Origin of the sequence: Campylobacter gastrosuis (assembly GCF_030249845.1) — a bacterium.
Classification (GTDB): domain Bacteria; phylum Campylobacterota; class Campylobacteria; order Campylobacterales; family Campylobacteraceae; genus Campylobacter_A; species Campylobacter_A gastrosuis.
The window spans coordinates 6,897-18,600 of sequence record NZ_JANURM010000025.1; the positions used below are offsets into that span (position 1 = coordinate 6,897).

At 30.1% G+C, this 11,704-nt stretch carries 12 protein-coding genes; 8 read left to right on the forward strand and 4 right to left on the reverse strand.

The window, feature by feature from the left end:
- The first annotated feature begins 233 nt into the window (after positions 1-233).
- Genes NYG85_RS10915 through NYG85_RS10925 form a run of 3 tightly spaced genes read left to right on the forward strand, consistent with a single transcriptional unit; the run spans position 234 to position 3,149 of the window.
- A complete protein-coding gene (locus NYG85_RS10915; protein WP_284938616.1) occupies positions 234-1,013 on the forward strand; it encodes a DUF2971 domain-containing protein in 780 nt (259 codons plus the stop codon).
- 10 nt (positions 1,014-1,023) lie between these two features.
- On the forward strand, positions 1,024-1,335 hold the full coding sequence (locus tag NYG85_RS10920; protein ID WP_284938617.1) for a hypothetical protein: 312 nt from the start codon (positions 1,024-1,026) through the stop codon (positions 1,333-1,335).
- Complete coding sequence (locus tag NYG85_RS10925; RefSeq protein ID WP_284938619.1) at positions 1,314-3,149, forward strand: WG repeat-containing protein; 1,836 nt, start codon at positions 1,314-1,316, stop codon at positions 3,147-3,149. The genes NYG85_RS10920 and NYG85_RS10925 overlap by 22 nt, the downstream gene beginning before the upstream one ends.
- On the opposite strand, the gene NYG85_RS10930 is transcribed toward NYG85_RS10925, so the two are convergent.
- Positions 3,146-4,630, reverse strand: coding sequence for a DUF1266 domain-containing protein (locus NYG85_RS10930; RefSeq protein WP_284938620.1), 1,485 nt, complete (start codon positions 4,628-4,630; stop codon positions 3,146-3,148). The genes NYG85_RS10925 and NYG85_RS10930 overlap by 4 nt on opposite strands.
- A 722-nt stretch (positions 4,631-5,352) precedes the next feature.
- Here NYG85_RS10930 and NYG85_RS10935 point away from each other — a divergent pair.
- From NYG85_RS10935 to NYG85_RS10955, 5 genes are all read left to right on the forward strand, one after another.
- Positions 5,353-5,817 carry a hypothetical protein gene (locus NYG85_RS10935; RefSeq protein ID WP_284938621.1) on the forward strand — a complete coding sequence of 155 codons (465 nt, stop codon included), beginning with the start codon at positions 5,353-5,355 and terminating at the stop codon, positions 5,815-5,817.
- A gap of 425 nt (positions 5,818-6,242) precedes the next feature.
- Positions 6,243-6,680 carry a hypothetical protein gene (locus NYG85_RS10940; RefSeq protein ID WP_284938622.1) on the forward strand — a complete coding sequence of 146 codons (438 nt, stop codon included), beginning with the start codon at positions 6,243-6,245 and terminating at the stop codon, positions 6,678-6,680.
- A gap of 157 nt (positions 6,681-6,837) precedes the next feature.
- Positions 6,838-7,185 (forward strand): hypothetical protein, encoded by a 348-nt coding sequence (locus NYG85_RS10945; RefSeq protein WP_284938623.1) that lies wholly within the window; start codon positions 6,838-6,840, stop codon positions 7,183-7,185.
- Positions 7,186-7,232: 47 nt separating this feature from the next.
- On the forward strand, positions 7,233-7,757 hold the full coding sequence (locus NYG85_RS10950; RefSeq protein ID WP_284938624.1) for a hypothetical protein: 525 nt from the start codon (positions 7,233-7,235) through the stop codon (positions 7,755-7,757).
- Between the two features lie 39 nt (positions 7,758-7,796).
- The gene (locus NYG85_RS10955) at positions 7,797-8,414 is read left to right on the forward strand and encodes a hypothetical protein (protein ID WP_284938625.1); all 618 of its coding nucleotides are present in this window, start codon (positions 7,797-7,799) and stop codon (positions 8,412-8,414) included.
- Between the two features lie 411 nt (positions 8,415-8,825).
- On the opposite strand, the gene NYG85_RS10960 is transcribed toward NYG85_RS10955, so the two are convergent.
- The 3 genes from NYG85_RS10960 to NYG85_RS10970 all read right to left on the reverse strand — a co-directional run.
- Positions 8,826-10,565 carry a hypothetical protein gene (locus NYG85_RS10960; RefSeq protein ID WP_284938626.1) on the reverse strand — a complete coding sequence of 580 codons (1,740 nt, stop codon included), beginning with the start codon at positions 10,563-10,565 and terminating at the stop codon, positions 8,826-8,828.
- A 3-nt stretch (positions 10,566-10,568) separates the two neighbouring features.
- Positions 10,569-11,366 (reverse strand): hypothetical protein, encoded by a 798-nt coding sequence (locus NYG85_RS10965; RefSeq protein WP_284938627.1) that lies wholly within the window; start codon positions 11,364-11,366, stop codon positions 10,569-10,571.
- 2 nt (positions 11,367-11,368) lie between these two features.
- Positions 11,369-11,704 (reverse strand): DUF5675 family protein (locus NYG85_RS10970; RefSeq protein ID WP_284938628.1); only part of this gene is annotated, 336 nt, incomplete at its 5' end.

Below are 11,704 nucleotides of genomic sequence, written 5' to 3' on the forward strand. Positions count from 1 at the left end.
ATTTTAGTTTTTAAGTTTCTGCTATTTTTATTGCTTTTGGACTTTTTTAAATTTTATCTTGCTAATTTTCACTGTTATTCTCTGTTTTTTAAATTTATTTTCTTATTCAAATTGTTTTTAAAAATACATTTTTATTATGGATTATAGCTTAAAGTTTTCTTTGAAATTTTTATTGATTTTTAAGCGGGGGGGGGGGTAAAATGTAGAATATTTTACAAAGCAAAGGAGAAGTAGTGTATTCAAAATTTAGGGCAATACAGGGATATAGAGATAAGAAAATATCTGAAATGGTAAATACCAGTCAGGATTTGACTTATTTGTTAAAAAATGAATCAAATGAGAGAATTTTAGATATTTTGATAAATAAACAGCTTTATGCTTCAAAATTTGAGGAGTTAAATGATATAAGAGAGGGGCTGTTTTATTTTGTATATACGATTGGTAGTAATGTGGATAATATACTAGAACGCATTAGAAATGCAAAAAATGAGTATAGAATTTGCAGTTTTAGCAAGACCCCAATAAAATCAAAATATAACATAGAAAAAGATTTAAGACAGCACCTAATGTGGGCTCATTATGCAGGTAATCATAATGGCATCAGGATAGACTTTGATATTGATAATAGTAAAAACCAAAAAGGTCCATTTGAGGTTAAGTATACAAATAAAGAAGAGGATTATGAGTTTGTAAGATATGTTAATAATATCTCTTATGGAGATGAGTGGTTTTGGTTTGTTAAGAAAATTTTTACCACAAAGCAGAAAATTTGGGAATATGAAAAAGAGAGCAGGGTAATTACGAACGATAGAAAAGTTTATATAAAAATCAGGCAAATAGTCATAGGCAGAGGATTTTTACGCACGACTTTTGATTATATGCGTAATGGCGATAGATTTGAGGATAATCTAATAAAATTTGCAAAACAACTAAAAGTTCTCGTATCGGAACCTGATGTAAAAATTCTTGCTTATAAAAGCAAATATAGTAATGAGCTAGTTCAAGTAATATAAAAGGATTAATATGTGGAAATTACCAGATGGACATTTTTTGAAATTGAATTACGATTATATAGCCAAAATAAATATGAGTGATGACTTTATTAGTGGTTATTTATATAAAGTAGATGAAATTATTAAACATTATGATATTTTATTTTCAGAAATACCTGCACCTTTTATATTTAGGGTTAAAGATAAATATGGTTTGATAGATATGCAGGGTAATTTTGTTTGTAAATATGATTATTTGTCGGATATACCCACAAATAACTCTAAGACCATAGCATTTATTTATAACAATAGTATGGGCTTTTGGATAGAGATGGTAAAATAATTGTTGAATTTATAAAGAAAGGTAAATATAACTATATTGATAGATTTGAAAAAAGTGATATTTTTTTACTTTGCATTGATGGTAAATATGGAGCAATAAATTCACAAGGAGATGTAATTGCAGAGTGTATATATGATAGTATTAGTATTAGTAACAGAACGAAAGTTTTAGCATTAGAACTTGGTAATGAAACGCTTCTGATTAATGAAACTGGCAAGACTTTAAAATTGCCATATCCTGTAAGGCCAGTGTATTCTAATGTTTTTTCTGTTAGTGGAGGGTATGTGGTTTATGATGATTTGTTTAATATAGTAGCAAAATATAAGTGTGGTTATGGTTCTATAAATGGTCATATATTAGAATTTAACGTAGTATATGATGAGTTTGCTATAATTTATACAGAAAATGAAGTTTATGGAGTGATTGGCAAGGATGGTTTAATTATTGATTTTAAGTATGGCAATATAAAATATGTAAATGGTTTATTTTTAGCCATAGCTCGTAATAAAAAAAGTTGCCATGTATTTGATAGGCAGGGGAAAGAGATTGCACATTGTGATTTTACTAAATATGATAGCAGCGAAAAAGATAAAAACAGAGGGGTTCGTTCTATTCATAAAAGTTGTAGTTGTGTAGATATTGTGCATGGTGTTTTTGTAGTTGGTTTTGATAAAAAAGAATATGAGTATAGCGAGCTTTGTAGTAAGGATACTAAATTTGCTTTATTAGATAAAAATTGCAATTTTATAACTAAGGCTATATATGATAGAGTTAAGCTACTTGATAATTATGATGATTATATAGAAGTTGGAATAGAATATTCTAGTGGTTTGTTTGATAAAGATGGCAGTTTGTTGTATGAGTGTGCATATAGTTTTTATACAATTGGCAACAAGGATAGTGATACATTTTATTTAGCAATGATTAATTGTAGTGTGTGCAAAATAGTTGATAAAAATTTTAATATTGTATTTGAATATAAATCTAATGTTGAACTTTGTGCTAGGTGTTGGGGCGGATTAATGTTTTGCTTTTTAGCCGGTGGAGAAAAATTGGTATGTGTGGATTTAAAACACAATCGTATTTTTGAGTTTGAATGTAATTCTTATGACAGCGATTATGAAAGTATTAATGAACGCTTTTTAATTAATAAAACTGGTTGCTCAAAAATATTAAATAGAGATGGTAGTGTAATATTAGAGACTAAGTATGATTGTATAACCGATATGTCAAATGATTTTTATAAGGTTAGAAAAGACAATGAGTGGGGTGTGATTGACATACATGGTAACAAATATGATTGGGTAAAAATAGAAGATATATATAGTTATGAAAATAATGAGAAGGTTGGTTTTGAGATATTAACCAATGAACGAAATGTTGATTTTTTAGAGCGTTTGTATTACAAGTGTGATTGCTTTAAAAAATACAAAAATTACATTAGTATAAAGAGACGTGAAAAATGGGGTGTCGCCGATTTATCTGGCGAATGTATAGTAGAGCCAACATTTAAAGAGGAGATAAAATTTTTAAATAAACTTAGTAAGGATATTGTTGAAATTGAGTTTAATGGTAGTGCTATTATAGTTGATTCAAAAGGCGACATTAAGTATGATGGCTTTAAAAAATACGAAAACTACATTAGTGTAAGGCTTGGCGATAAGTGGGGCATTGCTGATTTAACAGGTAAAGAACTTGTAAAACCAGTATTTTACGAGGAGATAAAATTTATAAAAAGAATTAGCGATGAGTATATTAAAATTGAGCTTGATGGTAATAATGTAATGGTTAATGGCAGTGGCGGGGTTGTTTAAGCCTCCAAAGCCCCAATTAGCTTATCAAACGCCAACGTAAAGGCATCTATCTCGCCTTTAAAATCTTTGGCGTTTTGTTCATCTTCTGTAAGCGAAATTTTCTTGCCTGCCGCCTTTGCGTATGCGCCAAAATCAATCAGAAATTTCTCTTTGTTGTTTATAAAACATTTAAGGTCGCCAGTGCCGTCTAAAACGGCTCTAAATTTCACATCTTTATGCGGATAAAAATTGACTTTTTTCATAAACATAAACCCGCTCTGAACGTAAAAACCTTTGTTTGTAACAAGCGTGTTGTCGCCACGTAAAATCACCATTATCGCCCACTCGTCATCAGCTAATTTTATTTTGGTTTTGTTTAAAAATTTTTCTACGTTAGTGCAAAATGAAAATTCATCCGTTAGCTCGTGAAGTGGCGTAAAAATGGCGTTTTCTATAACAAAATCGTTAAAAATAAACTCAACGCCGCCATCTTTTAAAACGTAGTGAAAATTTGCAAGATAACAATCAAGCGCTTTTTCAAACTTTTTAATGTCGCTTTGATGCGATAAAAGCTCGTTTTCTAACCCACTTTTAAGCGACTCCATCTCATTTTGCGCGTTTTTGTATTCGTTTAGGTCTATTAAATTTTCTAAAATCTTAGAAATTCTAGCTTTTTGCTCGTCTAAATTTTCAGTCCAAATTCCGCTCTCTTTAAACATATCAAACGGCGAATTTAAAGCGATATAAAAGGTATTTGCACGAAATATCAAGCCCTCATCTATAAACTCGTCCCTTTCAAAGAAATTCATAAACGCCCTGCCAAGTAAAAAACTAGCGATAAACTCGTCAAACCCTTTAAAAATTTTCTTCGTCATCTCGGTATAAAGGGTGAAAATTTCAAGAAATTCTTGCTCGTTTAAATATCCCAAAGCATAACCGCCAGTTGCGATTTGAACGATTCTTGCGTAGTCAAAAGCGGCGATCGTGGTGCCTTTGCAAAGGGCTGAAATTTCTTTTGTAGCGTCATAAAATTTGGCAAATTTTGGGATTTGATCGCTCGCATCCTCGCCAATGCCAAAGAAAAATTTAGCAAAATTTTCAAAATCAGCCTTGTAGGTTTTAAAATCATCATCGTTTGGCTTGATTTTAAACACTTCAAGCGCCGATTTTAGGGAGTTATCATTCGCATAGACAAGGTTAAATTTACCAAAATTTAGCTCGCTAAATTTATCTCCCAGCTCATCTTTGGCTCTAAAAAGTAGATTTAGCAAAATGGTTTCAAACTCGGTAGAATCGTATCCTTTTATCGCTTCATAAAGGCTCTGTTTATCCGTAATGTCATAAAGCTCGTTAAGCTCGGCGGCAAGCTCGCTTAAATCATTTGGGCTGTTTGACGCCACAATACTAAAAATCCTATCTTTTGCGTATTCTTTTGATAGAAAAATCCTATCTATAGCGCTTATGCGGTAGATCGCGCCAAAAATGTTGTTTGGGTTTTGCATTTTTTACCTTGTGTTTTAATGAAATTGCGATTATACTTTTTTATCGTTTAATTAGCCGTTAAAATATACTCTTTTAGCTCATTATCTAGCCATTTTGGCGAATTTTAAAAGCAAAATTAATTTAAAGTTTGTAAAATTACGGAGTTGGAATAATGAAACACAAAAGGAAGTAAGGCTGAAAAATATAACACAACAAAAATCAAGTATAAATATTACAAGAGTAATTATAGGTCTAATTATTTGCTCTATATTGTTTATTATTCATTCTATAAGTATGGTTTTCGTGCTTTGGTTAATTGATAATATTATTTCTTGTGGAGATGAAAGGCTATATATATTTGGTTTTTTTGCTATATTTTTTGCACCTATTATGAGCTTTTTTGTATGTTTATATGTGTTTTTCTTGTTTTTACATAAAAAAAGTATTTATATTTTTATGCTTTTAGTGCCTATATTTGTATTTTTTACAATGAAAATAACAAAAAACAAAATAATTAATTATTTTAATATATCAGAATATTTAGGTATAGCAGAAATCATTGATATAACAATTGCTATTTTTTTATATATATTTACAAAAATTTTGATAGAAAAATTTATTTTAAAGGACGAAAGGTAAGTTTTAATTTTAAAGAAAATATTTCAAGTTATAAATACCAAATGATATATATTTTATAAGTATAAATTTATAATAATTTTGTCAAATTTATGGGGCTAAAAGTATGAAAGATGAAAAGGATATAAATTTGGGCAATGATGCAAAAGCAGATGAGCCGATTTTGACAATACAAAAAGTAAAATCTACAAAATCAATAATATACGGTATTGCTTTTGCGATATGGGTTTTAGCGACAGTATTTGTTTGCATAGGTTTATTAAATACTGATAAGATCTTTTTAAAAATAATCAGTATATTAGTTATTTTTATTCTTATATTTTGGTATATTTTAACCTTTAAATTGGAAAAGATAGAATGTTGTAATGATTTTTTAATTGCAAAATACTCGTTTTTTCAAAGAAAAATTTATTATGCCGACATAAAATATTGCTGGAATAAACGCACAATTATTACAAATGATTTTATAATAAATCACAAAAAACCTATATATACAATATTTATAAGTAGATATCTATTTGATAAAGCCGATTTAGACACTTTAATAGATTTTTTAAATAATAAAACATAAAGTGTTGGTCGCTTTTAAATTAGAAAGGAGTAACTATGAGCAAAGGTATTGTTTATGTCAAAGATAGCAATGGCACAAATGAAGTTACAATGAAAGATACTAGCGGCAAAACTATTGTAATGACCGCATTTAGTGGTTAAAGACACTATATTTGGTTCAAATTTGTTTAATAAGTCATTGTAAGTCATTTTATTTTATTTGTTTGATATAAAACTATTTATTTGCGAAATTTGCAAATTCTCGCCCTTATCAAATATTATGTTTTTTATTTTAGGTTTATAGGTAAAAAATGAATGTTAAATTATCAACATTTATAAATTATCTTTATTAAAATATGATTTAATAAAAATTTTAAATGAAAGTTTGTAAGATTACGGAGCTGGGAGAATGGGGCAAAAGGAATAGTTTAATTTTAAAATTTTTGATTGGAAAATGAAGTGATTTATAAAAAATGTGAAGTTTGTAGTAAAAAGGTAAATAGGTTACAAAATTTATTTACTTTTAATTTTGATGATTGTATAAAATGTAAAAATTGTGGAACGAAATATGAAATATCTAATATTAAATTTTGCAATTTTTTATCAAATATAATTGAAACTTTTTATGCTCTTTTTTGTATATTTTTTTCTATCGGATTTGCGATATATATAGATGAAAATTTTGACATACATTGGTTAGTTTCTGTGTTTATTTTTGCATTTTCTTGGTTTTTACTATCTTTTATTTGTATGTTTTTAGAGTGGTTAATTTTACTTTTATTTGTCGCAAAAATTGAAATTTTAAAAGATGAAAGAATAAATAAAAAACAAAAAATAGCTGGTAGTTTTTTAAATAAACTACCTAATGTTATTAAAAATAAATAGAAAGAAAAAATTATGGATACAGTAAATGAAGCTGTCAAATTTGGTAAAGATGTTATAAAAGGTGCTTTTGACATGCTTATTATTGTGTCATTTAAAATCAATTTTGCTTAGATTTTAATAAAATCATAGAGCCTAAATTTATGAAATGGAAAATTTAATGAAAACGAAATTGTGCTTTACATTTTGTTTTGCTTTATTTTTGTTTGGTTGCGAAGGAGTTGAATGCCAAACACAGGCAAATCAAAATGCTGTAATTGTATTGTATGATGGATTAGATAAAACTAGAATATCTAGCACAAAAGAATGTTTTTTTGATAGATATGATTTAAAAGTATTTGGTATAAATAAAAGCGATATGAAGCAATTAATGCAAAATATAGAGATAATTAGTAAGCTAAAAAATATAAATCTCAAAATAACAATTCATAAAAATTATTGGGATATAAATTCTACAATTCCACCAAACAAAGTGCCAGTTACAAAAACAATAACAATAAAAAATTAAAGGAGAGTAAATGCCAAATTTGCTATAATGGTTATTACGCTTTATCCTTGCAAGATAGCGATGGCAATGGTGCTATTAATGCTTTTGTGTATTTTTTATTAAACAATTTTTCAAAAGAGATATTTATGAAAATATTTAAAACTATTATTAAAAGCATATTGTATTTAATTATTTTTTTATGCTTTTTTATAGGTGGTTTATTGTTGTTTTTAAATCATGGAAAAGCAGGTGGTAAAACAATAGATATAGCCAGAAAATCTATTGATGAAATAAAAAATATTCTTATAAATAAAAAATATTGCGGTTCTTATGAAGATTGCACTAATAAAAATTTTGTTTTATATGAAGCATCATTTAACGATATTTATTTAAATATATATAATAACGTAGATAAAAACACAATTAAAGAGATGTGTAAGACAATAAAAGATATAAAAATACAATATAAAAATATAGATTTTTATATGTCATTTTTTAAATATAAAAAAGAAGAATATTATAAAAAATATAAATATGAAAATAATACATATAATTTTATAAATGAAAAAGCATTTTATAAATGTAAATATTAGTATAAAACTCGGATATATTATTGAGATTAAGGCAAAGATTTGAAAAGTATTATAGCGAAACAAAAAATGAAATTGTTAATATTTATTGCTACAATGGGATTTATTATCTATATAATTTTGACTTCGCCTTTTTTAAATCCGTCCAATACGCTTTATACATACACAAAAGAAATACAAGATGATAAAATAGAAATATTAGATACAAATATTACCATTAAAAATGGTGATTTTTTCGTGTCCGATGAAAAATATTTTGATTTTGATTTAATTTGCACACAAGAAACGTTTTCTCAAAAAAGTTGCCTTGAAAATAAAGCTATCATCGGTGTGGAAATTACCCCATTAGACAAAAAGCAGAATGAATGGAAATTTTTTAAGGGTAGTGATACAAATTTGTATAGTGAAAATGCAAGAGTTATAAAAGCCGATAAATTCGCTATTGTTTCTGATATTTCAAAATACCATCCCTATAAAATTGCCAATAAATTTGAATTACCACAAGGCAATTATGGGAATTTTAAGAAAATTACAAGAGTAGAGCTAACAAGCGGCAAATACAATATAAAAGTAAATTTTCTTGAATTTAAAAAAGCAAATGGGGCAGCAATATTTTTGAAAATTAGTGAAAGCTGGAAAAAACAATTAATAATATTTTAATCAAATTATAGAATTTGAAAAATACAACAACGCAAAATATGATATTGTCCGTTATTTTTGCTTATATTAATATAAATCAAAACAGACTAAAACAAATCAAAATAAACTAAAAAATAGTGATAAATAGCGGTAAAATAGGACTTTAACAAGGATAAAAACAAATCAATTTAAATCAATCCGAAGTAAAACAAATCAAGCAGTGGCGGACAGAGAGGGATTTGAAAAATGATTATAAGCCCCATAAAATACGCTATTTTGTTTTTATTGGTAAGCTAAAAAGTAAGTAAAAAAAATGCAATGCTTTATCGTAGGGATGTATGGATTAAACTCATACACCTTTTATTTTTTGACACCAGCTAAAATCCCTAAAATACGGAGCAGTTTGAAACACAAATTTTTTATGTGCAAGGACTAAAATCTAGGCATATTTCTCCACTTATCAACAGGGTCAAGTTCAGCCCAATCTCCCCAGCTATCTTTGCCGTCTATGATTTTAGGTCCATTTGTTAGCATTTTAGCAATATCTTTATTAAGAATATCATTCATCGTGCTATTAAAGAAATTGTCCGCACCTATGTATTTATTAAGCGAAAAATTGTCAGATAGGCTACCAGTAGTAATGAAATTTAACTGACCCATTCTTTTGGCTGTATCGTTTGCGAGCCAATCAAAGTTTGGCAGTATTCTTGTCTTTTCTATTGCACGTGAAAAATCCAAGCTTCGGTCTAAATTATAAGTAATGTCGCTTACTCTGCTTACATTGCCTATATCGCCCCCGCCCCAAACTTTTTTCCAAACCTTAGCACCTAAACCATCTTTCCATTTTGAGGTATTCTCTTCGCCCCAAACTTTATCCCAAACTACTTGTCCCCAGTTTGGGGCTATGTTTTGCTCAATAAAGGGCTGGTCTAACTTTAAACCATATCCCGCCATCTCTTTTGCAAAGTCATTAAGCTCTTTAAGCATTTTATTATTCGTTTTTTCAAACTCATTTTTTAAAAACTCTCGCTCTCTATAATTTAAATAATCATTTTTATGCCTTAGAGCGTCGCCAAAATTTTCATAGCCAGTTCTTGCAAAAGTATCAAAATTTGTATAATCTTTTAAAGTATAGCCTGATATGGTGCTTATAAAATTGCCATTATTTATCGTTGTAGTAATCTTGCCGTCGTAAGCAAAACCTAACGTTTCGCCATCATATGATAGCACCGTTTCAAGTCCAGAGGGCAGCCCAAACATTGATTTTACGCCTTGCCATAAATTTCTGTTATCTAAATATGCATTAGCTCCGTTTATCGTGCCTAAAATATCGCCACCAAAGCCATAATAGCGGTCAAGCCCAGTGGCTACTTCGTAGGCTTCCTTTATGGCTGATACGGCTAAATTTGCCACGCCTAATGTGCCTATTGCTCCTGCTGTCGTGCCTAGTGCGTGAGTAGCACTAGATAAAAGAGAGCCTACCACCTTATCCGTAATCATATTTGCTAGTGAGTTAATCATAAAGTCACTTGTCGCCTCTGCTAGATTTAGCCCTATGCTATCTCTAAATGGCTCATCGTTAAAAAAACTACCAATTATGCCACCTAGCGCGCTAAGTGCTGGACCGCCAATTTGCATACCGAGATTTTCTAGTGCATTCTCAAAAGCAGAGTCGCCGTATCGCTCCTCTGCTAATCTGCCAAGCTGTATGCCACCAGCCCCACCTATGCCATTAATCCTTGATAAATCAAAAAATCCGCTACCGCTTAAAATCCTGCCTATATCGCTATTATTTAGCGTTCCCCTACGCCAACCGCTCCTTTTTAATAGCTCGTTAAAAGCGTCTTGTCTTGCTTGTTCGGTTAGGGCGTTTGCTCTTAAAAATGTTTCAAACACAATGCTTTTATTTGGGGCGCTATCTGCAATTTGCATTTTTAAAAGTGCAAACTCGGCAAAATTTTCGCCTAACATAAACAAAACTTCGCTTAAATTAGGCGGTTCGCCCTTTAAAAAAATATGGTCGTATTCTATTTTTGCACGTGTGGCTATGTAGTTACTGCCACCTGCTAGGTTTTCATCATTTAGTCCACCCGCTGCGTTTGCTAAAATATCGGTGTCTATCTCGCTATCAAAAACTAAATTTAGCGGATTATTAAAAGCTATGTATCCCATATTTTACTTTGGCTTAGTCATATTATAAGTGCTTGGCAGTGTTAAATTAAGCCCATTTTTCTTAATTAGCTCGTTTGTTAGATTAAATAAAAATTTAGTCATATCAGCAGGGACATTAAGTCCGTTTGCTTGGATTTCGCTAATAAATGAGCCGATAACTTGGAGTGATTTTATCACTCTATTATCAAAAACTTGGTCACGGACTGCGTTTTTTTGATTTTCTGCTAGGGTTGTTTCGGTTTTTGTTTTTTCAATTTGTGCTTTTAATAATAGCACTTGCTGTTTTAGCTGTTCTAGTTTTTGCGGTCGTTGTTCGGTTGCCATTGCGTTTTGGATTTTTTGCCCCTCTGTTTGCTCGTTTATGCCTTTAATGTTTGCGTCTATGGCTAAATTTTGCTTGATTAGGGCTTGAAGTTTTTGCGGTCGTTGTTCGCTAAGCTCGGCTAATTGCTCGTCTTTAATGGCTAACTCTTTATCTTTTATATCCATGTCTTTTCCAAAAGCTAAAACTACTTGATAGCTTTGGATGTCTAAAAGCCTAGCTCTCCTTGAAGTTTCTAAAAGCGAGAGAGCTGTTTGCATTGCTGTGTTTGTAAATGTTATTGTCATATTTGGCAAAAGCTGGGCTAATACCTGCACTTTTTGTATGTCTGGGATTGCGTATTCATCTAGCTTCTCATTTAGAAATTTTAAACTCTCTTTGTAAGGCGAGTTTTCATTTACGCTTAAAGCCAAAATCTCCTTAAATTTTTGCATATATTCAGCGTTTATTAATTCTGTACTTTCTTTATTCTCTGTCATTTTCACACCCCCTCATTTATTATTTTTACTTTAAAATCCTGATTTTTTGTTAGCCCTAAAAACTTCGTTAATGTTGTTTTTGAGTTAAATACGCCGTTACTTACGTGGGCATCCCCTAGCAAGATACAGCCCTCAGTATGCTTTGGATAGTTCCCAGCGTGGATTAAGATAAACCGCTCACGGCTCACGCTCTCATTAAATAAAAGCGGTAATGTCATCTTAAAACGTGGGCTTTTATGCCACGCTACGTTATAAAGTCCTTGTGGTATCCGCTTGTCTTGATTTGGTGCTGTGGTGTCATCACCTGCTGGCTCTAATGTGTAGCCTTTTAAAAGGAC

Excerpts from the sequence above, each read along its gene's own strand:
- NYG85_RS10945 (WP_284938623.1), top strand. The coding sequence starts at position 6,838 with ATGAAAACGAAATTGTGCTTTACATTTTGTTTTGCTTTATTTTTGTTT.
- NYG85_RS10935 (WP_284938621.1), top strand. The coding sequence starts at position 5,353 with ATGAAAGATGAAAAGGATATAAATTTGGGCAATGATGCAAAAGCAGAT.
- NYG85_RS10920 (WP_284938617.1), top strand. The coding sequence starts at position 1,024 with ATGTGGAAATTACCAGATGGACATTTTTTGAAATTGAATTACGATTAT.
- NYG85_RS10965 (WP_284938627.1), bottom strand. The coding sequence starts at position 11,366 with ATGACAGAGAATAAAGAAAGTACAGAATTAATAAACGCTGAATATATG.
- NYG85_RS10960 (WP_284938626.1), bottom strand. The coding sequence starts at position 10,565 with ATGGGATACATAGCTTTTAATAATCCGCTAAATTTAGTTTTTGATAGC.
- NYG85_RS10930 (WP_284938620.1), bottom strand. The coding sequence starts at position 4,630 with ATGCAAAACCCAAACAACATTTTTGGCGCGATCTACCGCATAAGCGCT.